The sequence below is a fragment of the Flavobacterium tructae genome (genome assembly GCF_002217475.1).
Lineage (GTDB): Bacteria > Bacteroidota > Bacteroidia > Flavobacteriales > Flavobacteriaceae > Flavobacterium > Flavobacterium tructae.
Genome location: NZ_MUHH01000025.1, coordinates 13,650 through 37,173 on the forward strand (window position 1 = coordinate 13,650; position 23,524 = coordinate 37,173).

19 protein-coding genes are annotated in these 23,524 nt (G+C 37.2%); 10 read left to right on the plus strand and 9 right to left on the minus strand.

Features of this window, described 5'->3' with window-relative positions; genetic code table 11:
• Window positions 1–182 precede the first annotated feature (182 nt).
• From B0A80_RS11935 to B0A80_RS11970, 8 genes are all read left to right on the plus strand, one after another.
• Window positions 183–3,338 carry a SusC/RagA family TonB-linked outer membrane protein gene (locus tag B0A80_RS11935; protein ID WP_089077415.1) on the plus strand — a complete coding sequence of 1,052 codons (3,156 nt, stop codon included), beginning with the start codon at window positions 183–185 and terminating at the stop codon, window positions 3,336–3,338.
• Between the two features lie 11 nt (window positions 3,339–3,349).
• On the plus strand, window positions 3,350–4,879 hold the full coding sequence (locus B0A80_RS11940) for a SusD/RagB family nutrient-binding outer membrane lipoprotein (protein WP_070906447.1): 1,530 nt from the start codon (window positions 3,350–3,352) through the stop codon (window positions 4,877–4,879).
• A gap of 155 nt (window positions 4,880–5,034) precedes the next feature.
• Window positions 5,035–6,354, plus strand: a complete 1,320-nt coding sequence (locus B0A80_RS11945) for a GntP family permease (RefSeq protein WP_089077416.1) — start codon at window positions 5,035–5,037, stop codon at window positions 6,352–6,354.
• Between the two features lie 4 nt (window positions 6,355–6,358).
• The gene (locus tag B0A80_RS11950) at window positions 6,359–6,826 is read left to right on the plus strand and encodes a RidA family protein (RefSeq protein ID WP_017497717.1); all 468 of its coding nucleotides are present in this window, start codon (window positions 6,359–6,361) and stop codon (window positions 6,824–6,826) included.
• Between the two features lie 225 nt (window positions 6,827–7,051).
• Window positions 7,052–8,083: a sugar kinase gene (locus tag B0A80_RS11955; protein ID WP_089077417.1), complete on the plus strand. Its 1,032-nt coding sequence runs from the start codon at window positions 7,052–7,054 to the stop codon at window positions 8,081–8,083.
• Window positions 8,084–8,092: 9 nt separating this feature from the next.
• A complete protein-coding gene (locus B0A80_RS11960) occupies window positions 8,093–8,740 on the plus strand; it encodes a bifunctional 4-hydroxy-2-oxoglutarate aldolase/2-dehydro-3-deoxy-phosphogluconate aldolase (protein WP_017497715.1) in 648 nt (215 codons plus the stop codon).
• Window positions 8,741–8,743: 3 nt separating this feature from the next.
• Complete coding sequence (locus tag B0A80_RS11965; protein WP_089077418.1) at window positions 8,744–9,859, plus strand: D-TA family PLP-dependent enzyme; 1,116 nt, start codon at window positions 8,744–8,746, stop codon at window positions 9,857–9,859.
• Between the two features lie 130 nt (window positions 9,860–9,989).
• Window positions 9,990–11,060 carry a dipeptidase gene (locus tag B0A80_RS11970; RefSeq protein WP_089077419.1) on the plus strand — a complete coding sequence of 357 codons (1,071 nt, stop codon included), beginning with the start codon at window positions 9,990–9,992 and terminating at the stop codon, window positions 11,058–11,060.
• Here B0A80_RS11970 and B0A80_RS11975 read toward each other — a convergent pair.
• The gene (locus B0A80_RS11975) at window positions 11,057–11,833 is read right to left on the minus strand and encodes a DeoR/GlpR family DNA-binding transcription regulator (protein ID WP_017497712.1); all 777 of its coding nucleotides are present in this window, start codon (window positions 11,831–11,833) and stop codon (window positions 11,057–11,059) included. The genes B0A80_RS11970 and B0A80_RS11975 overlap by 4 nt on opposite strands.
• Before the next feature lie 189 nt (window positions 11,834–12,022).
• On the opposite strand from B0A80_RS11975, the gene B0A80_RS11980 reads away from it, so the two are divergent.
• Window positions 12,023–14,326, plus strand: coding sequence for a family 20 glycosylhydrolase (locus B0A80_RS11980; RefSeq protein ID WP_089077420.1), 2,304 nt, complete (start codon window positions 12,023–12,025; stop codon window positions 14,324–14,326).
• 44 nt (window positions 14,327–14,370) lie between these two features.
• On the opposite strand, the gene B0A80_RS11985 is transcribed toward B0A80_RS11980, so the two are convergent.
• The 4 genes from B0A80_RS11985 to B0A80_RS12000 form a co-directional block, all read right to left on the minus strand.
• A complete protein-coding gene (locus tag B0A80_RS11985; protein WP_089077421.1) occupies window positions 14,371–15,396 on the minus strand; it encodes a hypothetical protein in 1,026 nt (341 codons plus the stop codon).
• A 114-nt stretch (window positions 15,397–15,510) separates the two neighbouring features.
• Window positions 15,511–16,257 (minus strand): succinate dehydrogenase/fumarate reductase iron-sulfur subunit, encoded by a 747-nt coding sequence (locus B0A80_RS11990; protein WP_017497710.1) that lies wholly within the window; start codon window positions 16,255–16,257, stop codon window positions 15,511–15,513.
• A gap of 98 nt (window positions 16,258–16,355) precedes the next feature.
• Entirely contained in the window at window positions 16,356–18,356 is a 2,001-nt protein-coding gene (locus B0A80_RS11995) for a fumarate reductase/succinate dehydrogenase flavoprotein subunit (protein WP_089077422.1), read from the minus strand.
• Between the two features lie 11 nt (window positions 18,357–18,367).
• Window positions 18,368–19,033, minus strand: coding sequence for a succinate dehydrogenase cytochrome b subunit (locus tag B0A80_RS12000; protein ID WP_017497708.1), 666 nt, complete (start codon window positions 19,031–19,033; stop codon window positions 18,368–18,370).
• Between the two features lie 321 nt (window positions 19,034–19,354).
• Between B0A80_RS12000 and B0A80_RS12005 the strand changes: the two genes are divergently transcribed.
• On the plus strand, window positions 19,355–20,716 hold the full coding sequence (locus B0A80_RS12005) for a hydroxymethylglutaryl-CoA synthase family protein (protein ID WP_089077471.1): 1,362 nt from the start codon (window positions 19,355–19,357) through the stop codon (window positions 20,714–20,716).
• Window positions 20,717–21,196: 480 nt separating this feature from the next.
• Here B0A80_RS12005 and B0A80_RS12015 read toward each other — a convergent pair whose 3' ends face one another.
• The 4 genes from B0A80_RS12015 to B0A80_RS12030 form a co-directional block, all read right to left on the minus strand.
• Entirely contained in the window at window positions 21,197–21,568 is a 372-nt protein-coding gene (locus B0A80_RS12015) for a hypothetical protein (RefSeq protein ID WP_089077424.1), read from the minus strand.
• A 15-nt stretch (window positions 21,569–21,583) separates the two neighbouring features.
• Window positions 21,584–22,033 (minus strand): GNAT family N-acetyltransferase, encoded by a 450-nt coding sequence (locus tag B0A80_RS12020; protein WP_089077425.1) that lies wholly within the window; start codon window positions 22,031–22,033, stop codon window positions 21,584–21,586.
• Between the two features lie 76 nt (window positions 22,034–22,109).
• Window positions 22,110–22,670, minus strand: coding sequence for a hypothetical protein (locus B0A80_RS12025; protein ID WP_089077426.1), 561 nt, complete (start codon window positions 22,668–22,670; stop codon window positions 22,110–22,112).
• Between the two features lie 102 nt (window positions 22,671–22,772).
• Window positions 22,773–23,513 carry a LytTR family DNA-binding domain-containing protein gene (locus tag B0A80_RS12030; protein WP_089077427.1) on the minus strand — a complete coding sequence of 247 codons (741 nt, stop codon included), beginning with the start codon at window positions 23,511–23,513 and terminating at the stop codon, window positions 22,773–22,775.
• Between the last annotated feature and the right edge of the window lie 11 nt (window positions 23,514–23,524).

Here is a 23,524-nt window from a genome sequence, read left to right on the forward strand (position 1 = left end):
ATTCTGCAAAATTTTCTCAGAACACCTTTAGAAACCTCATTTCTTTTGGATTATAAAAACACTTCAGAAAAAAATATTGCAAAAAAAATGCACTTTATGCAAAAAAAATGCAAACAAATAGAAATTATCTATATATTTGATCGCCAATAAAAACCAAAATAAAACATGAAAACCAAAGTATTATGAAAGCAAAGCTAATTTCATTAGTATTTATTGGGGGAGTAATCTTCTCAGCAAATGCAAAAGAGACTGCAATTAAAACGCATCTCTTTGAACAAAAAAGCAGTCAGATTGAAATTTCGGGCCAGGTCATTGGTCAGGACGATGGAATGCCAATTGCCGGAGCTACTATTTACGCCAAAGGCAATACGAAAACAGCTACTATAACCGATGAAACAGGAAAATTTAAACTAAATGTTCCGGAAAATGAAACTCACATCATCATTTCTTACATGGGTTACGGAACTTTAGAGTATAAACTAGATAAGGTGACAGATGTAGTAATAAGTTTAAAACCTGCCGAAAATGTACTCGAACAAGTTTTAGTAACTGCACTGGGAGTTAAAAAAAGTACAAAAGCAATTTCTTATGCTGTAACCGAACTTAAAGGAACTGAATTTACAAAAGCCAAAGAAACGAATATCACCAGTGCCCTGGCAGGAAAAATTGCCGGTGTAAACGTGAGTGGTACTGCAACAGGGCCAACCGGATCAACCAGAGTTGTAATTCGTGGAAATGGTTCCTTAAACGGAAACAATCAACCGATGTACGTTGTAAACGACCTGCCAATAGACAATACACAATTAAACTTACCGGGTACCGGAAATGCACCGGGATCACCAAGAATTAACGTAGACCGTGGTGATGGTACTTCTGTTATCAATCCCGATGACATCAAAAGCATCACGGTACTAAAAGGAGGAACCGCTGCCGCACTGTATGGTGCAAATGCTGCAAACGGTGTGATCTTAATTCAGACTAAAAGAGGATCAGCTCAAAAAGGAATTGGTGCAGAATACAACACTTCCTTTACTTTTGAAACTCCGGCTATTAAACCGGACTGGCAATATGAATACGGATCCGGAGATGCAGGACAAAAGCCATTAACTCAAGCAAAGGCTATAGAATACGGACGCTGGTCGTGGGGAGCTAAAATGGACGGGACAGACGTAATTCAGTTCGACGGTGTAAAAAGACCTTACTCTCCTCAAAAAGATAACATTAAAAACTTCTACCAAACCGGAACTACTTTTATCAACTCACTTGCTTTATCAGGAGGAACCGACAAAGCATCCGGACGTCTTTCTTTTATGAATATGGACAATCAGGGTATTGTACCTAATACTTCTTTTAATCGAAAAAGTGTCAACATAGCAAGTAATGTTAACGTAACAAACTGGTTAAAATTTGACGTTGTCGCACAATACAATATCGACAAAACAGAGAACAGAACTACAGTATCTGATGCAGAAGCAAATCCGAACTGGGCAACTTATATGATCGGCAATACAGTCGACATTAGAAATCTTTCTCCGGGTTATGATGCGAATGGCAGAGAGATAGCCTGGAATCCCGTTGCAGTGGCTACCAACCCTTACTTCGCCGTTAATAAAATTAAAAACAGCGATACTAAAAACCGCTTTATCGGTATGCTAAACGTAAAAGTGAACTTTACTCCTGAATTATTCCTTCAGGGAAGAATTGGACAAGACTATACGAATTACGATTTTTACGCCTACATTCCTAAAACAAGTTTAAACAATCCTGTTGGATACGGACAGGGATCAAAAGTTAAATTATCCAATTTAAACTCTGAAGCCATTCTGAACTACACTAAGAAAAACATCTACAAAGATTTTTCTTTGAATGCTTTGCTTGGAGTTAACTCCCGTACCAATGTAAGAGATGAAGTGAGAATAGACGGATCAAATTTTGTATTAGACGACTTCTACTCTTTAACCAACTTAGCCACCATAATCTATGCCTATCCTTATGGAAAAACCAAAACAAACTCTGTGTACGCTGCCGCAGATTTAGATTACAAAAATGTGGTTTTCCTAAACTTCACAGGCCGTCAGGACTGGTTTTCTACCCTTTCAAAAGACAACAATAAGATATTCTATCCGTCAGTAGGAACAAGCGTAATTCTTTCAGACATTGTAAAAATGCCGGAATGGATTTCATTTAGCAAAGTAAGAGCTTCCTGGGCACAAGTTGGTGGAGCTACTCCGGACCCATACGCCTTAAACCAATCCTACTCTATGATTCAGGGCGGACATAACGGTCAATACTTACAAAGTACAACAGGTTCAAGAGTTCCAAATTCGACACTAAGTCCCTTAACTTCAACAACTGTGGAGGTTGGAACAGACATGGGATTCTTCAACAATCGCTTAAATCTTGATTTTGCCTGGTACAACCGTGAAACCACAAATGACATTGTAGAAACTACCATCTCCAACGCCTCAGGAGCAAGAACCGCTTTACTGAATCTTGGAAAAATGAAAAACACTGGAGTTGAACTTTTACTGAGCGGAAAAATCATTAACAACGATAACTTTTCATGGGAAGCGAGCATCAACGGATCTTATAACAAGAACACCGTTGAATCACTTACAGGTCAATTGAATTCGCTTACTATGGCAACTTCAGTAAACGGATATGTTACAGTGAACAGCGACGTTGGTCGTCCTTACAGTACTATAAAAGGTTACAAACCTCTTAAAGATGCCAATGGCAACACAGTGTATAATGTAAGCGGCAATACCGCAACTGTCGCACAAGGTCCTCTTGAAGAGCTGGGACAGGGTGTTCATCCCTGGTCGGCAGGTATCAGTAATGAATTTAAATACAAATCAGTATCGTTCAGCTTTTTAATTGACGGTAAATTTGGTGGAGATTTATACTCCGGAACAGACTTGTACGGAACCCGTATGGGGTTGACCAAAATGACACTGGAAGGTCGTGAGAACGGATTGCCAATTTCAGGTGTTGATCCTAAAGGAAATCTTGTAAATATGGTTATTGCGCCGGCAGATCTAAGAACTTATTATGACGGTTTAAGAAACATATCTTCATATTTCGTTTACGATGCCAGTTTCATAAAACTAAGACAAGTGATTATTGGCTATCAACTGCCAATTGAAAAATTCGGTTTTTTATCCAAACTTCAGGGAGCCTCTGTTTCTTTTATTGCAAGAAACCTGTTCATTCTTTACAAGAAAACTCCAAATGTGGATCCTGAATCTGTGTTTAGTGCAGGAAATGCTCAGGGTATAGAACAATTTGGAGTACCTAGAACAAGAAGTTTCGGACTAAGTTTAAATGTTAAATTTTAAAGAACAAAACCATGAAAAAAAGAACCATTTTATATATGGCAGGTATACTTTTAGGAAGTATGACAGCCTGTACCAAAGATTTTGAAGAAATCAACACCAACCCCAATTCTGTTGAAGTACCAAATGCGACTTTTATTTTTAGCCAGTCACAGCTTGATGGTTTAAACAACAATTACTTCTTTACAAATGTGCTGCAATGCGGTGGTATGCTGCAACATTATGCGACCTATAAAGAAGCATCAGGTGTGGGAGACAAGTACTTAAACAACGAGTCTTACTATTCTGCTTACTTCAACAGAGGTTATCCAACTGCAGTCAATGAAATCCAAACGGTAATTAACACTTTAAAAGATAATCCGGTCGAGAGCAACAAACTCAATATCGCAAGAATCTGGAAAGCCTATATCTACCACCGTATGACCGATTTATATGGAGACATTCCTTATACCGAGGCATCAAAAGCTTATACTAACGAACATTTTCTTCCAAAATATGACAGTCAGGAATTCATCTACAAGGACTTACTAAAAGAACTTGATGAAGCGGCAGCAGCCTTAGATCCAGCCAAAGCAAGTTTTGGTAAAGCCGATTTTATTTATGAAGGCAATATCGCCAAATGGAAGAAGTTTTCTTACTCTTTAATACTTCGTCTTGGTTTACGACTTTCAAAAGTTGATCCTGCATTATCCAAAACCTGGGTAACAAAAGCCATTACCGGCGGAGTAATCGTAAACGCAGCTGACAATGCGCTTATTAAATACACTGATGGGCCAAATGATTTCAACAGGAATCCTGCCGGTATTGACTCCAGAAGTCTTGATTTTGCCAAGGACTCCTTCGGACAAAAAAACACAGAAGGCGGAAAACTGGCCAAAACTTTCATCGATGTACTAAAAACTACAGCTGACCCAAGACTTAGTGTTTATTCTGGTGTTTGGCAGGGAACGGTACAAAATACAGATCCTGCTGTACAAAAAGGTTTTCCTAACGGAACTAAAACTGCTCCGTCACCAGCGGAACAAGGCACTTATTCTGAACCAAACCAAAGTACTGTGTTCCGATACGATGCTCCGATGATGATCCTGAGCAATGCCGAGACTAATCTTTACCTGGCCGAAGCAGCCATAAGAGGATGGTACACCGCTGAAACCGATAAAGATCTATACGAAAAAGCGGTAAAAGCATCTTTCCTGAACATGGGAATTTACGGTGCGGCTTATGCCATTACCGACGCAACTCCTTACCTAACGTTGAATCCTTATAATGTGGCGGGAACTTTTGATCAAAAAATGAGTCAGATACACAGCCAGATCTGGATTGCATTGTTTGTAGACGAGCAGGAAATTTATGCCAACTGGAGAAGAACCGGATACCCGGCATTAGTGCCGATAAACTTTCCCGGAAATGTTACAAACGGAACCATTCCGAGACGTATCAAATACCCGGTAAGTGAATATTCGGTGAATTCAAGTAACTTAGCTGATGCGGTAAAACGTCAGGGAGCTGATGCTTTTACAACAAGAATCTGGTGGGATAAATAAAAACAATAACCGTTGATACAATTGATTTAAACACATAGAGCCATAGCTCCTGCAATCCTGAAAAGGAGTTCCACTTGCAGTAACACCTAGTCACTATGTGTTTGATAAAATGTATACGAATTACTCGCAACGGAGTTAATAATACAAATAGATAAATGAGCATTTTAATTCTTACGGCATGCATTGCGTTTTTAATCATCCAGATCGCCTGGCTTAAAATCAATCCGTTTATTGCCTTTATCATAACAGCTTTATTAGCGGGCCTTTTTTTAGGCCTGCCAATAAACACTTTATCGCAAACTGTACAAAAAGGTTTGGGCGAAATGTTAGGATCTATTACGCTGATTATTGTTTTCGGAACCTGTATTGGTAAACTTACCGTTTCATCAGGCGCCGCCAATGTCATTGCCAAAACGGTTATGGGATGGACGGGTAAAAAATACGTTCGCCTTGGCTTAATGATTACCGGATTTATTGTTGGGATACCTCTATTTTATAGTGTTGGTTTTGTTTTGTTAGTACCCTTAATCTTCTCAGTAGCCCATCAATTTAAACTGTCAAAAGTATATCTCGGTATTCCAATGCTGGCGTCGCTTTCAGTAGCACACGGTTTCTTACCCCCACATCCGTCACCCATGGCTTTAAGCAGTATTTTTAATGCTGATCTTGGACTCGTTTTAGTTTATGGAATTATCATTGCCATACCAACCATTTTTATTGCAGGTTTATTGTTTTCGAATTTACTCAAAAACATCAAAACCGAATCGGATCACGAGATCTTAAATGTTGAAGAAGTTGTAAACGAAGGCAAACTTCCGAGTTTTTCTCTGAGTTTGTTTTCTGCTTTATTTCCGGTTTTCGGATTAACAGTGACTTCGATAGCACCTATGATTTCTAAAAATGAAACTCTGGCTGATATCTGCAAAACAATTGGAGAACCTAGCATGATCATGCTGATCTCGTTACTGATCTGTACCTATACTTTAGGCATCAGAATGAACCGCAGCATCACCTCTGTAATGGAAGACTATGCCGTTGCGATAAAAGATGTTGCCTTAATCGTTTTAATTGTTGGAGGAGCCGGTGGTCTGAAAGAAGTCATGATTGTGAGCGGTGTTAATGAAACCATCGTTACAGCTTTAACACAAATAAACATTCATCCTTATCTATTGGCATGGATGATGGCAGCAATTATTCGTGTTTGCGTAGGTTCAGCAACAGCGGCCGGATTAATGACCGCCACGGTTCTATTGCCTTTATTGCAAACAGCCGGTCTTGATCCTAACCTATTAGTACTGTCTGTTGGAGCAGGAAGTTTAATGTGCTCTCACGTAAACGACCCAAGCTTCTGGATGTTCAAAGAATATTTTAACATCAGCCTGAAAGATACTTTCAAATCATGGACCGTTATGGAATCCTTAGTATCCGTTTTAGGAATCATTTTCATTTTTATTTTAAACTCTATAATACATTAATATCATGAATTTATTACCACAAGAAAAATTTGAAACCCTTGGATTGTCTCTTCCTCCGGCGCCTCAGCCTTTAGGAATATACAAACCCTATTTAGTTGATGGTAAATATTTATACCTTTCAGGTCACGGGCCAGTTAGAGACGACAAATCCTTAATCATTGGCCGAATTGGCGATGACATGGACATCGAAGAAGGAAAATTAGCAGCAAGGCAAGTCGGATTAACCATGCTTTCTACAATTGTAACCAATTTTGGAAGCCTGAACAAAGTAAAAAAAGTGATAAAAGTACTCGGAATGGTAAACTGCAATGGCGAGTTCTTAAGACATCCGTACGTTATAAACGGCTGCAGTGAATTATTTGCTGAAGTTTGGGGACCCGAAAACGGAATTGGAGTACGAAGCGCTGTAGGAATGGGCTCTTTACCGGACAATATTCCTGTTGAGGTTGAAGCCGTTTTCGAATTATATTAAAAAAAGTTATGCCACAGATTACAGGATTAAAAAGAATTATTTTTCCGTCCGTTGTGACGAACAAACGAAACAATTTATGAATTTCACCACTACGGCAGTAAATTAAAAATTCGTGAATTGCTTCGCCTGTTCGCTATCGCTCGAGTAGTGGGCTAAAAAAAAAAATAAACGTACCTTTAATAAATCCTTGAAATCCATATAATCTGTGGCAAAAAAACAAAAAACATGAATACAAATACCTCACAAACAAAAATCGCAACTTTCGGTGAATTATTACTCCGGATGAATGTTGCCAACGGAAATCGATTTACACAAGCCAACGAAATAAAAGTTTACGTGGGTGGTGCCGAGGCAAATGTTTGTGTTTTGCTTTCCCAACTTGGAATACCTACCGATTACATTACCCGATTACCTCAAAATGACTTAGCGCAATTGGCTGTAAACGAACTTCAGAAATATAAAGTAAACACCTCGAAATGTGTTTATGGCGGAGACCGTTTAGGTTTATATTTTGTCGAAGCCGGAAATCAAATCCGACAATCACAAGTGATTTACGACCGAAGCAATTCGTCCTTTGCAACCATACAAAAAGATCAGATTAACTGGGATTTGGCTTTGGCCGATGTAACCCATTTTCATTGGTCCGGAATAAGTCCGGGAGTTTCGCATGAAGCAACTCTGGTTTGTAAAGAAGCTATTCTCGCGGCACATCAAAAAGGCCTCCCTATTTCATCCGACTTTAACTACCGTTCCAAATTATGGCAATACGGAAAACATCCGTCAGAAGTCATGCCTGATCTGCTTCAATACAGTACCATTACAGTTGCCGATTTAGATGCGATTGAAATTTATTTCGGAATAAAAACCGACGCACAAGAATCGGATGCCGACCGTTTTCAAAAGACATTCGAATTGTTAAAAGCAAAAATGCCTTTTCTACAAACACTCGCTATGAGTTTCAGAAAGTCTGACGGGCCGGCACATTTATACAAAGGATTACTCATTCATGAAGGCAATTTCTATCAAACACCCGAACACAAAATACAGGTCGTAACAGACCAGATAGGCTCCGGAGATGCCTTCAACGCAGGATTATTATACGGACTGACCCATAAATTATCCGGTCAGGAATGTATCGAGTGGGCAACTGCTTGTGGTGTCATCAAACAAAGTATTCATGGAGATTTCGCGATAAGCACTCCTGACGAAGTAAATCATTTTATTAAAAATGGCTCAAGTAACAGAATTAACAGATAAAACAAAAACATGTACAGCATATTAAAAACGCAAGGTGTACTTCCGTTAGTGACACAAATCAACATTGAAACAGCCCAAATAGTCTTGCAATCGGCGGCTGATGCTGGCATAAAAATTATCGAGTTTGCTGCTCGTGCAACTGATGCTAAAGAAGTTTTTAGCCAAATGATCCATTTTAAAAAAGCAAATAATTTAGAGGTTAAGATAGCCGTTGGATCAATATTAAGCGTTCAGGATGCTGAAACCTTTCATCAGTTAGGAGCAGATTGTATCGTTTGTCCACATACCGATCCGGAAATTGGGAACTACTGTTTCAAAAACAATATTTACTGGATTCCCGGAGCCGCGACCTTAAACGAAATACTCCATGCCAATAAATTAGGTGCCGAAATTGTAAAACTTTTTCCGGCCGATAAAATTGGTGGTCCCGGATATGTAAAAGCCATCAGAGCCCCTTTTCCAAACTTAAAAATAATGCCGACCGGCGGAGTAACCTTAGAAGAAAGCAACCTGAAATCGTGGTTCAAATCGGGAGTGGTTTGCGTTGGAATTGGTTCTAATTTATTTACAAAAGAAATGATGCTCGATTTAAGTTATGAGCAGTCGCTTCAGGCTTTCCAGAATTTAATTGAAGTTGTCAAAAAAACAAGAAACTAAGTTATGCAAAACAATTGGTGGAAAATTAGCTCCGAAATCCGTGTAGACACCCCATTTTTGGTCGTTTACGAAGATCGTATTCAGACCAACATTGAACGTCTGATAGAATCTGTGAACGGCGATACTCAGAAATTAAGGCCACACATCAAAACCCATAAAATTGGAGAGATTCTGGACTTGTTTAAAACCTATAACATCAACAAAGTTAAATGCGCCACAATTGCCGAAGCAGAGCTTGCTGCCATACACGAAATTGCAGACGTACTTCTCGCCTATCAGCCTGTTGGCAATAAAAAAGAGCGATGGATTTCGTTACTTAAAAAATATCCTGCTACCGCTTTTTCAACCATTGTTGACAATTACGAATCGGCAAAAGCACTGGATATTGCGGCACATAAAAACAATCTAAAACTTACCCTTTACCTGGATCTGAACTCCGGGATGAACAGAACCGGAATTTCAATTTCTAAAAACTGGGAAGCGCTGATTGATGAAATTATCAAACTTAAAAATATACATTTTGCAGGTATTCACCTCTATGATGGTCATCTGAAAGGAGGAGTTGAACATCGAAATTCGGTCGCTTCAAATATCTTCTTTAGTATAAACGAAGAAATCGAAGCTCTACAGAAAAAACTGGGTTATGAATTAAAAATTGTAGCCGGAGGATCTAACACCTTTCCCTTTTATGCCACACAGAAAAATGTAGAATGCAGTCCGGGAACTTTTGTCTTCTGGGATTCCAACTATCAAATTAACTTACCGGAGCAAAATTTCGAACCGGCTTTGGTAATCGTTGGAACCATCATCTCAAAACCAACCGATACTACTTTTTGTATCGACATTGGGTACAAAGCAGTCGCTTCTGAAAACCCTATCGATAAAAGACTGGTAATTTTAAATGATGACAACCTAATCCCAATTTCACATTCTGAAGAGCATTTGGTCATCGAAAATCGTGGTGAAAACAACTATGCGATTGGGGATACCATTTACGCAAAGCCCTACCATGTTTGTCCCACTTGCGCATTGTACGACTCCGTTCAGGTAGTCAATAGCGAACAACAGATTTGTGATCAGTGGCTCATTACAGCCCGCAGTAGAAAAATTAACATCTAATCGCAGAAAAAAGAATAGAAAATAGAGCGAAGAGGAAAGAGAATAGAACCAAGAGAATAGAGAAAACAAAAAAGACCATAGACCTTGTAGAAAACCTCAGAACCTTAGAACCTCAGAACCTTAAAATACTATGTTTATAATAGACGCCCATTTAGACCTTAGCATGAATGCGATGGAATGGAACAGAGACCTACGAAACGATGTTCCCACTTTACGCCATTTAGAAAAAGGCATGACAGACAAACCCGATCGCGAACGTGCCACAGTTTCTTTTCCTGATTTGCGAAAAGGAAATATTGGAATTGTGGTCGCCACGCAAATTGCACGATTTGTAAAACCCGACAGCCTTATCCCCGGCTGGAACTCTCCAGAACAGGCATGGGCACAAACACAAGGGCAGCTCGCCTGGTACAAAGCCATGGAAGAAGCCGGAGAAATAACTCCCATTACAGACAAAAAATCATTACTGCAACAGATTGATTTATGGAATGACGGAACCCCAAATGATAAAAAGCCGATTGGCTATATTTTAAGTTTAGAAGGCGCCGATTCTATTATTGATATTTCTTACTTGGAAAAAGCATATCAATACGGATTACGCGCTATCGGACCGGCACATTATGGTCCCGGCCGATACGCAAACGGAACGGATGCCACCGGAAAAATGCAGCAAAACGGACTTGATTTACTAAAAGAAATGGAACGCTTGAACATTATTCTGGATGCCACTCATTTGTGTGATGATGCTTTCTGGCAGGCATTAGACCACTACAACGGACCTGTTTGGGCAAGTCATAACAATTGCCGAAGTCTGGTAGATCACAACCGTCAGTACAGCGACGAAATGATCAAGGCTTTGATTTCGCGTGGAGCAGTTATTGGAGGTGCTTTAGATGCCTGGATGCTGGTTCCGAATTGGGAAAGAGGCGTTTCGTCCCCACAGGGAACCAACTGCAATCTCGAAACGGTTTTCAAACACATGGATCACATCTGCCAATTGGCCGGAAATACCAATCATATAGGTGTAGGCTCTGATCTTGATGGTGCTTTTGGTACAGAGCAATCTCCGTACGATTTAAACACTATCGCCGATTTACAGAAACTAGTTCTGATCTTTAAAAATCATGGGTATACTGACGAAGATCTAAATAAAATCTTTCATCAAAACTGGATCAACTTTTTACTAAAAAACTGGGATTAAACAAAAACTAAACTGGGAACTGCCTTCTTATACGCCTGTAGTTTTTCGTGATCCGGATCAACCTCCGTCACCACATAATCAACCTCGGATAAGTTGGCAATTTTCATTTTTAGAACCGTATCCAGTTTTTCAGAAATCGTAAGAATGGCCGTTTTTTCAGAAGCCTGAATCATTGCTTTTTTTACCTGAACCGTTTCCCAGTCAGAATCCGAAAAGCCGCCTTCGATGTCTAAGGCATTGGTTCCTAATATTAACAAATCGACTTTAATATTAGCCAGTTGATTGTAGACATCACCGCTCACACACATTTGGCTGTACGACGAAATGCTTCCGCCAATCATGATAATTTTAACATTGGGTTTGTCCAGAAGCTCCACTGCTGATAAAACAGTAACGGTAAAAATAGTCAGATTTAAAGTATCAGGAATCAATCGGATAAACTCTCTGATGGTTGTTCCTCCACCAAGCAATAAAACCATACCATCACGAAGTAAACCTAAAGTTTTCTGTGCAATGGTTTGTTTTGCTTCACCTGCATAAGTTTGATTGGAAGAAGAATGGTGATAGGCTTTTGTCATCGCACCACCCTTTACTTTAATCAATAAGGACTCTGATTCAAGTTCATTAATATCCCGTCTCACAGTATCTTCTGAAACAAATAATTTAGCCGAAAGGGTTTCAAAACTTACACGGGTGTGCAGGTTAATCTCTTTTAAAATAAGATTTTTACGTTCTTCCTTGGTGTAATTAACCACTTCATTATCATTATTCATGCATGTTCAATTTTAGTAAAGCAAATGTAAACAATTAATGCAATATTATTGCGAAACAAATTAGAATACAGTGTAATAATAACGTTAATTCATCTATTATAAAGACTTTTAAATACAAATAGCATTTGCAAAAAAAACGCAAATCACCCAACAAACCTTACATTTGTTTAACAAACCAAAAAAGTAATCATGCGAAAAAATATTTTTATTCTTTTACTATTTTGTTATTCTTTTGGAAGCGCCCAGACTTCCTTAAATAATAATTCGATCATTCCGGCTCCCAATTTCTACAAAGCCACCGGAGACAGTATTCGTTTTAACGGGCAAATTAAAGTGCTTTTTGAGAAAAATAAATACAGCGCTAAAGAACAAAAAACGGCAAAGCTGTTGGAGTCTGCCATAAACGCAAACACAGCAAACAAAAAAAGCACAATCGATGTTGTATTCATAACACAAAATCCTGCTTCCTCTCTAAAAAAAGAAGGGTATAAAATTGCCATCACTCCTAAAAAAATAACCGTTACCGGAAGCGAAGAAGGATTGTTTTATGCGGTTCAGAGTTTACTGCAAATGCTTCCGAACAAACCCAAAAGTCAGGAAATAAAACTTCCTTGTGTCACCATAGAAGATGAACCGAGATACGATTACCGAGGTCTGCATTTAGACGTTTGCCGTCACTTTTTTAGTGTTGACGTTATAAAAGATTTTATCGCTCAGATGTCCAGTTATAAATTAAATAATTTTCATTGGCATTTAACTGACGATCAGGGCTGGAGAATTGAAATCAAAAAATACCCTAAGCTAACTGAAGTAGGCTCCAAAAGAGCGCAGACTCTCGTAGGAAACAAGTTCGAGAGATTCCCTTACTTTTTTGACGGAAATCCGTACGGAGGTTTTTATACTCAAGAAGAAATCAAGGACGTGGTAAAATTTGCTGAAGAACATTATGTCAATGTGATCCCCGAAATCGAAATGCCGGGACATGCCACTGCAGCTGTTACTGCTTATCCAAATTTATCCTGTTTTCCTGATCGTTCTTATAAAGTTATTGAATACTGGGGAGTGTTTGAAGATATCTTCTGTGCAGGAAAAGAAGAAACCTTTACTTTTCTGGAAGATGTTTTAACCGAAGTCATGGCGTTATTCCCTAGCAAATACATTCACATTGGTGGTGACGAATGCCCAAAAGCCAGATGGAAAGAATGTCCAAACTGTCAAAAAAAGATCAAAGAATTAGGATTGAAAAACGAACACGAATTACAAACTTATCTTACCACCAGAATCGAAAAATTCCTGAACAATAATGGAAGACAAATTCTTGGTTGGGACGAAATGCTCGAAGGCGGATTAACGCCAAACGCAGCAGTAATGTCCTGGCGTGGAGAATCGGGCGGAATTGCCGCAGCCAAACAAAAACATTTTGTCATCATGAATCCGGAGCACATTTTGTATCTGGATTACAACCAGGCGTATTCTCCAAATGAACCTTTAACAGTGGGAAGATTAGTCACGGTCGAAAAAATGTACAACTACAACCCGACTCCGGTGGACAGTTTAACGATTGACGAACAAAAATACATCATGGGTGTACAGTCTAATTTATGGTCAGAATATTTAACGAGTCCTGCCAAATTAAACTATCAGCTTTATCCCCGAATGTTTGCTTTGGCAGAAACTGCCTGGACAGCACCACAAAATAAAAATTACGATAATTTTGTTCTGAATCGCATGCCTCATCATTTAGAAAAACTGGAATTACAGAAAAGATTATACAAAGTACCAACACCGTTTGGAGCAAACGAAACCGCTTTAATCACTTCAAAATATACCCTGGATCTAAAACCAACCATCAAAAACGGACAAATTTTTTATACCATCGATGGCTATAACCCCGATGAAACCGCAAACCTATATGAAAAACCTGTCACGATACATGTTCCAAAAGGAGAATTCAGAATCGTAAAAACAGTTCAGATTAGCCCAAGCGGAAGAAAAAGCTCTATTAATAAAATTATACTCCGAAATCCTGATTTAAAACCTGCTTTAGCTGTAAAACCGACCAAACAAGGTTTAAAATACGAATACTTTATCGGAGCCTTATTTCAGCAGGTTCAGGACTTAGAATTAGCAAAACCTGTGAATTCGGGGATCTTTGAAGGCACTGTGAGCAGTGAAAAGTGGAAAACGAAAAAAGAGCGCTATATTGGCCTAAAATTCGACGGATATATTTACGTACCGGAAACTGCAAATTATACCTTTTCAACGCTCTCAGACGACGGGTCAAAGCTTTTTATCGACAATGAACTGATCGTAAATAACGACGGAATACATTGGCTCAACGAGGCCTACGGAGCCGTAAAACTTGAAAAAGGGTTTCACAAGTTCAACATCAGCTATTTTGATCAGGTAGGCGGAACCACTTTAAACTGTTTCATCCAGCCCGAAGGAAAAGAAAAACAGGAAATAAGCGCTTCGCAATTCTATTACGAATAAGGATATAAAAAATGCATCCGCCATTGGACGGATGCATTTTTGTATTATTTCGAACTATATTTGGAAACAGCCTTACTGATTCTCTCAAAATCATTATCCTTTAAATTATAGGTAGCAATACCATAAAAATAATAAGCCGGCAAACCTGTTTTAGCATTTACAACTTGTAGATATTTGTTTGCATTCATACTTACGTATCTCAAATAATAAATCTCCTCATTATTCAAAATCTTTTTCTCCAGATCCTCGTCTCTTATAAACTGAAATTTATATTTATAATCTTCTACCAACTCTTTAAGATCTTTTTCGTCTCTAAGTTTTTCTGTACCTTTCCAAGAATTAAATTCCATCATATAAGCTTCAGGAATATAAAGGGTGCTTTCTTTTAAATTTTTCACCTCTGGATTTACATAATCATCATAAAGTCCACAATGCCCTCCTTTACTTATCATCTCATTAATGTTCTGAAAATAATTCTTCAACATTCCAAGGTTAGTATTAGTAAAACTGCTTTCAGTATACATTCGGTTATAAATAATAGCTGCTTTTTCACTAGTTAGTGCTTTCATGGCGTCAAGCAGAAAAGCAGGCTTAACAGAAAGGGGAAATTTTGCGATGTAGCTTGTAGCCCCCTCATAAACACCATTCACTTTTATATCGTAATTTTTAGCATCAGGTTTTATCTTTTTAAACCCTTTATCAAATTTTTCTTTATCAAAAATTTTTAATCCTAAATTAGTATGAACAAATACACCTCCCTTTGAACTTACTTTTACATCTCCTTCCAGCTTTGCAAATGAATAAGTTCCATCCAGGTAATCTAACTCTTTAAAGTCTTTATACTCCACCACTTTAAAAGGGGTAACTGTCCAAACTTCTTTTAAAATTTTTTCATATGATTCTTTGCTATTTAACTGAGGCAAAACAAAAATCGTCGTTGTACTCTTAAATTTCTCCAATTCTCCATTCTCAAATTCTTCATCTGCCCCTCTATAAGATGGAGAAACAGCAACCTGCGCATAATTTTTAACACTGAAAGCCAGCATAATAAACAGTAAAATTCTTTTCATTTAATAATTTTGTTATAAGTATTATATATTAATATGATGTGAAAATAGTACAAAAAAAAAGCATCCGCCATATAGCGGATGCTTTTTTATATAACTAAAAAGATACGTTTTAAATTATCCTTTCAAACTTGCTGCTAAATACTCACGGTTCATACGTGCGATATTTTCAAGAGAGATTCCTTTAGGACATTCTACCTCGCAAGCTCCGGTATTTGTGCAGTTACCAAAACCTTCAGCATCCATTTGGTGAACCATATTTAAAACACGGTCAACTGCTTCAACTTTACCTTGCGGTAATAAAGCATATTGAGATACTTTTGCAGAAACGAACAACATTGCTGATGAGTTTTTACAAGTTGCAACACAAGCTCCACAACCAATACAAGCTGCAGCATCAAAAGATTTATCTGCATCGTCTTTGTTGATAGGAATTGTATTCGCATCAATTGTATTTCCTGAAGTATTTACAGAGATAAATCCTCCTGCATGTTGAATTCTGTCAAAAGAACTTCTATCAACTACTAAATCTTTAATTACCGGGAAAGCTTTTGCTCTAAATGGCTCGATAAAAATCGTATCACCATCTTTGAACATACGCATGTGCAACTGACAAGTAGTAACTCCTCTGTCTGGTCCATGTGCTTCTCCATTGATAAACAAAGAACACATTCCGCAAATTCCTTCGCGACAATCGTGGTCAAATGCTACCGGTTCGTCTCCTTTATTGATCAATTGTTCGTTAAGAACGTCAAGCATTTCAAGGAAAGACATATCCGGTTCAATTCCGTCAATAGGATATTCAACAATCCCTCCTTTATCTTGGGCGTTTTTCTGACGCCATATTTTTAATGTAAGTTTCATTTTCTATAAGTTTAAAAGTCTTAAAGTCTAAAGTCATAAAGTCAAAAATCGAAAGCTTAATACTTTAAGACTTTGGACTTAGGACTTTGGACTAAACCCTATTTATAACTACGTTGTACTAATTTGATGTTTTCGTAAACCAGAGGTTCTTTGTGTAATACTGCGTCACTTGGTTTTCCTTTGTATTCCCAAGCTGCAACGTACGCAAAGTTCTCATCATCACGAAGTGCTTCACCTTCTTCTGTTTGATACTCTTCACGGAAGTGACCTCCACAAGATTCGTTACGGTGTAAAGCATCTTTTGCGAACAACTCTCCCAATTCTAAGAAATCGGCAACACGAGTTGCTTTTTCTAATTCCTGGTTAAATTCGTTAGCACTTCCAGGTACTTTTACGTCTTTATAAAACTCCTCACGTAAAGCGGCAATTTCTTCGATAGCTTCGGCTAAACCTTTTGCATTACGAGCCATACCTACTTTATCCCACATGATTTTCCCTAATTTCTTATGGAAATAATCTACAGAATGAGTTCCTTTATTATTGATAAATCTCTCGATTTGATCTTTTACTCCTTTTTCTGCTTCTACGAATTCTGGTAAATCTGTAGAAATAGGTCCCATTTTAATATCCGGAGCCAAATAATCTCCGATAGTATAAGGTAATACAAAATAACCATCTGCTAAACCTTGCATTAAGGCAGAAGCTCCAAGTCTGTTTGCTCCGTGATCAGAGAAGTTAGATTCTCCGATTGAGAAACATCCCGGAATGGTAGTCATTAAGTTATAATCAACCCAGGTACCACCCATAGTGTAGTGAACCGCAGGGTAAATCATCATTGGCGTTACATAAGGATCTTCATCAACAATTTTCAAGTACATCTGGAATAAGTTTCCGTACTTACTTTTTACGATATCCGTTCCTAATTTAGTTACTAAAGCACTGTCATTTTCATTCAATCCTTTTACGTGAGCAGCCTCAGCACCGTAACGTTTAATAGCAGCGGCGAAATCTAAGTAAACCGCTTCTCCTGTTTTGTTCACACCAAAACCGGCATCACATCTTTCTTTTGCAGCACGAGACGCAACGTCACGAGGTACTAAGTTACCAAAAGCAGGATACCTTCTTTCTAAGAAATAATCTCTTTCGTCTTCAGATAAATCAGTTGCTTTTTTCTTTCCTTCACGAATTGCTTTCGCATCTTCTAATTTTGCAGGAACCCAAATACGACCGTCATTACGTAACGATTCAGACATCAAAGTCAATTTTGACTGGTGATCTCCTGAAACCGGAATACAAGTTGGGTGAATTTGTGTGTAACAAGGATTCGCGAAAAACGCTCCTTTTTTATGTATTTTCCAAGCTGCTGTTGCGTTACTTCCCATAGCATTTGTAGACAAGAAAAACACGTTTCCGTATCCTCCTGAACCTACTACTACCGCGTGAGCAGAGTGTCTTTCAATTTCTCCTGTGATAAGGTTACGAGCGATAATACCTCTCGCTTTTCCGTCAACAATTACAATGTCAAGCATTTCGTGACGGTTGTACATTTTTACTTTTCCACGACCAATCTGACGGTTCATTGCAGAATAAGCTCCTAACAATAATTGTTGTCCGGTTTGTCCTTGTGCGTAAAAAGTACGGGAAACCAAAGTTCCTCCAAAAGAACGGTTATCCAATAATCCACCATATTCACGAGCCAATGGTACCCCTTGAGCCACACACTGGTCGATAATATTAGCCGAAACTTCAGCCAAACGATGAACGTTTGCCTCACGTGCACGGTAGTCACCTCCTTTTACAGTATCATAAAATAATCTGTAAACAGAGTCACCGTCACCTTTATAATTTTTTGCAGCATTGATACCACCTTGCGCAGCAATAGAGTGTGCACGACGTGGTGAATCCTGAAAACAGAAAGCTTTTACGTTATATCCTAACTCAGCCAAAGTAGCCGCAGCAGAACCTCCAGCCAAACCTGTTCCAACTATAATAATATCTAAATTACGTTTGTTAGCAGGGTTTACTAAATTAATATGATCTTTATAATTTGTCCATTTGTCCGATATTGGACCATTTGGAATTTTTGAATCTAATGCCATTATAATTGATATTAATTATTGAAATGATGAAATAATGCGATGATAACGAAAAGTGCCGGTACTACAACCGCAAATCCATAACCAACTTTACTTAAGAATCGAGAATACTTATTGTGCATCCCAACGGATTGAAGAGATGAACTGAATCCGTGCCAAAGGTGAAATCCTAACAACACAAATGAGATACAGTAAATACCTGTGCGGATTGGATCATGAAACTTATGCACTAGCTCTCCATAATATCTTGTCGCGTCCGGTGCTGTACCTGCAATATATTTGTAAGTAACTTCAGGAAACCAAAAATCATAGAAATGCAATCCTAAGAAAGCCAAAATAACTAAGCCTGAGATAATCATGTTTCTCGAAGTCCAAGAAGCATTAGCAGCTCCGTTGTATTTTGCATAAGCAATTGGTCTTGCTGCGCTATTTTGAGCAGTCAATACAAATCCCATTACGAAATGGAAAATTACTCCGATTGCCAAAACAGGTTGCATTACATATTGAATCAGCGGATTGTATCCCATAAAGTGAGAAGCTTCGTTAAAAACATCTTCACTAATAATAGAAATAAAATTTAAGGAAACATGCAGCGCTAAAAACGTGATTAAGAATATTCCCGAAAGAGCCATAGCCACTTTCTTTAAGATGGAAGCATTCAATAGTGCAGATTGTGCCATAAGTGTTAAAGTAGTTTGTTTTAAAAAATTAGACAAAAATAAAGCAATTAGACATGAACTACAACCATTTCGTTGTTATTTATAATGATTTTAAAGAGCTTTCGGTGATATTATTGCAAATTATTTAAAAACAAGAAAATAGAAATTTTTCGCAAGTGATTTTAACGAATTCCTAGTTTTTATATAATTACCAAATTGTTATTTTTCACCCCTTTTTGCTCTGTTTTCCTCAAAAGTAAAGCGAGCCCTAATTTTATTGAATGAAAACAAGGGAATTTTAAGAGCATAATTTTACCTTTATCGGCTTCAAAAAAAATGACAATGAAAACAGGAATTGACGCTATTTCTTTTGATGTAGCCAACATACATTTACCTATAAAAACTTTGGCGACTGCCAGAAATATTGAACCCGAAAAATTAGAAAAAGGCCTTGGACTAATTAAAATGACTTTACCCGATGTTCATCAGGATCCGGTAGTTTTTGGCGCCAATGCTTTAACAAAACTTATTCTGGACCATAATATCAACCTAAACGAAATTAGCAGGATCTATGTTGGAACTGAAAGTGGTATCGACAGTTCTAAACCGATCAGTTCTTTTTTAATTAGTTTGATGGAGCAAAAATTTGGCGAAGATACTTTGGCGGAATGTGATGTAGTCGATTTTACTTTTGCCTGTATTGGTGGTGTTGACGCTTTGCAAAACTGTATTGACTTCGTAAAATTGAATCCAGCCAAAAAAGCAATTGTCGTAACAACCGATTTTGCCAAATACGATTTAAACTCTACCGGAGAATATACCCAGGGTGCCGGAGCAGTTGCAATGTTAGTGACTTCTAACCCCAGAATTATCGCTTTTGACGAAAACTGGGCAACCAGCACAAAAGGAGTTTTTGACTTCTTTAAACCGTACCGAACCCTCTCTAAAGAAGAAATCACCAAAAACACCAACAACGATCTTTGGTTTGATAATTTAGAAGCCGAAATAGAAATCCATAAAGACCAACCGGTTTTCGACGGCCAGTACTCCAACCAATGTTATATGGATCGTACCCGTAATGCTTATTTCTCCTTTAAAAAACTAAAAAATACTACAGAAACTTTATACAATTCCTGGAACAGCATCATCATGCACCTTCCCTATTCTTTTCAGGGACGACGTATGTTATCTGAAATTTACGCTTTAGACAGTGCCGAAAAAATCATTTCAGAAAACATTGAGTCTGCAGATTATCAGCTTAAAATTAAGGAAGTTGCAAAATCTGAAGAATATAGAAATTTTGTCACCGAGAAATTACAACCTGCTGAATTGGCTTCGTCTTTAATTGGTAATCTTTATACGGGTTCTATTTTCATGGGATTGTTATCGACTTTGGCTCATTTTTATGACACCAATAAAGAAATCGCCGGAACTCAATTTGGATTCTTAGCTTACGGAAGCGGATCAAAATCAAAAGTTTTTGAAGGTACAATCCAGCCGGAATGGAAAGCTGCACTGGAAAATGTGAAGCTTTTTGAAAATCTGGAAGAAAGTGTAGAAATTGATTTCAATATTTACGAAAGCCTTCACAAAAAAGAACAAAAACAAAGCGTCAGAACTCCAAAAAACGAATGGACTCTAGACCGAATCGAAAAAGAGATCCCAAATTTGATTGGGGCGAGATATTATAAGTGGATAGATTAAGTAAAATTCCAAACTTTTTAAATTCCAAATTCCAATAAAAAACCGAGGCAAACTGCTTCGGTTTTTTTTTAAACTTAACTTTTAGATTTAACCGCAAAGAGCGCTAAGATTTACGCAATGTTCGCTAAGTTTAGTACGGCTTATAAACACAAAGCTTTGCGAACATTGCGTTTTTAAGACATTAAATAGACAAAATCTTTGCGCACTTTGCGGTTAAATAACAAATCAGTCCTTCTTATGTTGTTCTGTATAGTTTTGATTTCCTTTAAGAGCTTCATCATGCACATTCATTCCGTGTGACATTCCCAGCATGAAAGCAGTTAGTATTACTATAAATTTTCTTTTTATCCAATGAAGTGGTCGCTTAGATTGCTCTAAACGTGTTTTATTAGGTTTATACATTTGGTAAATGATAAATGAATTAGACATTACATTTTATTTTATGCCCTGAAACGGCAAAAAAATTGGAAAATAAATTCCTTAAACAATGCCTAAACCTTCTCTGAAGTTGCCCGAAGTCATCATTTCATTTACAAAAACAGACTGCTTTATAAACGAACTTACTTTTTGAAAAAGAAATAGTTGAAGATTTAGAGCTCCTCTACTTTGAAGACTAAAAACATCTCTTAAATCGAGATACTTTAAAACAACCGAAAACTTCGTCCTTAGCCGTGAAGCAGATGGAATAAATTTATATAAACGAGAATTAGAAAAATCTAACTCAGCTCTCAGAATTACAAACGAAGATTGATAATAATCTGCCGATTTTGAGGGAGAAACTAAAACACCATCATTCACAATCACGACAAAAGCCAGAAAGAGCGAAAGCAGGTATTTTGTATAGTTTTTCAATTTTAATTTGATTTATTATAATTTCATTTTCATAATGGGCATAAACCTGTCTTTTATCGAAGTTTCGAATGCTCCGATTTTTACAAACCCCATTTTTAAGTAGAAACCTTCAGCATTTGGTTCTGAATCGAGTTGAATGGTTTGAATTTCAGCCTCTTTCATTCGGTTTAAAAAATCGAGAAACAGGTATTTACCAAAACCTTTCCCTATATATTCAGGCAATATAAATAAATTATCCATTTTTACATTCTTTTCATCTTCAAAAAGATAAGAATAATAACCAATTATTACCTTATCCTTTACCAATTTGAACACATCATGTTCTTTTATATAATCTGGAGAAATAGTAAGATTCACCTCCCAATTTTGAATTTGTTCTGCCGAATATCCCCAATAAGCTTTTGACTTTTTGGTTATTTGTGTTAGAATTTCGCTATCGGTTGTATTTGCTTTTTCTATCCTCATTTTTATACAAGATGAAAGCGAAGATATGAATTAAAACAGAAGTTCTAATCTACCAGAAGACTCTTTCCCAATTGTCTTATACTCCATTTGTTTCTGGATTTTCTTTTCTATAAAGAAGCAAACCTAATCCTAACAGAAAAACAATACAACTCAACAACATATAAACACCATTTTTTAAAACGAAAAATGAAAAACCAACTGTAGGCGCAGCAAGAACAACCATTAAAACAAAGATCAAATGAGTTCTTATAAAATTTAAAGAATGAATCGCCAAACCTATAAAAAGCAACGAAGGTCCAACAATAATAAACGGATATAAAACCAAAGGTGTATTACTAATATGGATGCTTAATACTTCTCCGGCGGTATCATTATCCCCAAAACTAGACATTATAAAATCAATCGTACAAAGACCAATGTGCGCAATAACTCCCAACGTTGTTATAAAAGAGGCTGCAGTATTCAACTTGTTTTTAGGAAAAACATTATTGAATGAGACTAAAAAACAAGCTCCGATAAGATTGAACCAATGTGCAAAATCGATTGGACTTTGAATGTCTGGCAAAACTTTAGAAAATAGTACATAACTACTCCCGAAAAAGAGCAGTCCAATGAGGCAAAAATGTTTCGTTTTCATAATTTATTGTAAAAATTGAGAAGACAAAACTAAAACGAAAAACCAGCTTAAACACCTATTTTACTGACTTAGGTACAAAACATAGCGTTTTAGGTACGAAATTTACAAGGCTAATAAATTTCCTTTAAAACTCTTAGAAACCGGAAGTTCAATTTGGGTTAGTACAATCGTATTTTGATCGCTCCAAGATTTAAAATGCAATGGATTTATTAAATGCGAACGATGAATTTGAAGCAAAAAATCAAAATCTTCCTGTACTTTTTTGAGTGAAGAACGAATCAATTTTGTCCGAAGCTGATTGTTTTCCAAATAAAAGATCTCGACATAATTTTGTGCATTCGAAATACAAACCAAATCTGCTTTTTTGATTTTTAAAACATCTAATTTGTTTTCTCCTTTAATAACCAAAAAATCCTCTTTTATCGGAATCAGTTTAAGCAAATAACGTCGTGCCAAAACAATTACAGGAGTTAAAATCAGGGCGACTTTGATAAAAATAATCGAGAAAAATGCTGTAAAAGTATATCCTCCGTTTAAAATTGGACTTTTATAATAGGTGTAAGCTCCAAAAAGATAAATCAAATAAAAGAAAACTATACTTGCGATTTCTAAACTAACGCTCCATTTGGATATCTTCTTGTAAATACTCTTTTGAACAAATCCAACAATTGAATAACATAAAAATGCCAAAACACTAAAGCCTAAACTAATTAAAAGCCATGATTTAAAATTTATTGTTCCGTCGTCAAATGGTCTGATGATGAAAGCAAAAACAAACAGCCAAACACTAAGTAGTGCGCCAACTATCAAATGATGTTTTATGGACGTATTTAATTGCTGCATTTTTTCTTTAC

Bases quoted from the DNA above. Each gene is read 5' to 3' on its own strand.
- B0A80_RS11935 (WP_089077415.1), top strand. From the start codon at position 183: ATGAAAGCAAAGCTAATTTCATTAGTATTTATTGGGGGAGTAATCTTC.
- B0A80_RS11940 (WP_070906447.1), top strand. From the start codon at position 3,350: ATGAAAAAAAGAACCATTTTATATATGGCAGGTATACTTTTAGGAAGT.
- B0A80_RS11945 (WP_089077416.1), top strand. From the start codon at position 5,035: ATGAGCATTTTAATTCTTACGGCATGCATTGCGTTTTTAATCATCCAG.
- B0A80_RS11950 (WP_017497717.1), top strand. From the start codon at position 6,359: ATGAATTTATTACCACAAGAAAAATTTGAAACCCTTGGATTGTCTCTT.
- B0A80_RS11955 (WP_089077417.1), top strand. From the start codon at position 7,052: ATGAATACAAATACCTCACAAACAAAAATCGCAACTTTCGGTGAATTA.
- B0A80_RS11960 (WP_017497715.1), top strand. From the start codon at position 8,093: ATGTACAGCATATTAAAAACGCAAGGTGTACTTCCGTTAGTGACACAA.
- B0A80_RS11965 (WP_089077418.1), top strand. From the start codon at position 8,744: ATGCAAAACAATTGGTGGAAAATTAGCTCCGAAATCCGTGTAGACACC.
- B0A80_RS11970 (WP_089077419.1), top strand. From the start codon at position 9,990: ATGTTTATAATAGACGCCCATTTAGACCTTAGCATGAATGCGATGGAA.
- B0A80_RS11975 (WP_017497712.1), bottom strand. From the start codon at position 11,833: ATGAATAATGATAATGAAGTGGTTAATTACACCAAGGAAGAACGTAAA.
- B0A80_RS11980 (WP_089077420.1), top strand. From the start codon at position 12,023: ATGCGAAAAAATATTTTTATTCTTTTACTATTTTGTTATTCTTTTGGA.
- B0A80_RS11985 (WP_089077421.1), bottom strand. From the start codon at position 15,396: ATGAAAAGAATTTTACTGTTTATTATGCTGGCTTTCAGTGTTAAAAAT.
- B0A80_RS11990 (WP_017497710.1), bottom strand. From the start codon at position 16,257: ATGAAACTTACATTAAAAATATGGCGTCAGAAAAACGCCCAAGATAAA.
- B0A80_RS11995 (WP_089077422.1), bottom strand. From the start codon at position 18,356: ATGGCATTAGATTCAAAAATTCCAAATGGTCCAATATCGGACAAATGG.
- B0A80_RS12000 (WP_017497708.1), bottom strand. From the start codon at position 19,033: ATGGCACAATCTGCACTATTGAATGCTTCCATCTTAAAGAAAGTGGCT.
- B0A80_RS12005 (WP_089077471.1), top strand. From the start codon at position 19,355: ATGAAAACAGGAATTGACGCTATTTCTTTTGATGTAGCCAACATACAT.
- B0A80_RS12020 (WP_089077425.1), bottom strand. From the start codon at position 22,033: ATGAGGATAGAAAAAGCAAATACAACCGATAGCGAAATTCTAACACAA.
- B0A80_RS12025 (WP_089077426.1), bottom strand. From the start codon at position 22,670: ATGAAAACGAAACATTTTTGCCTCATTGGACTGCTCTTTTTCGGGAGT.
- B0A80_RS12030 (WP_089077427.1), bottom strand. From the start codon at position 23,513: ATGCAGCAATTAAATACGTCCATAAAACATCATTTGATAGTTGGCGCA.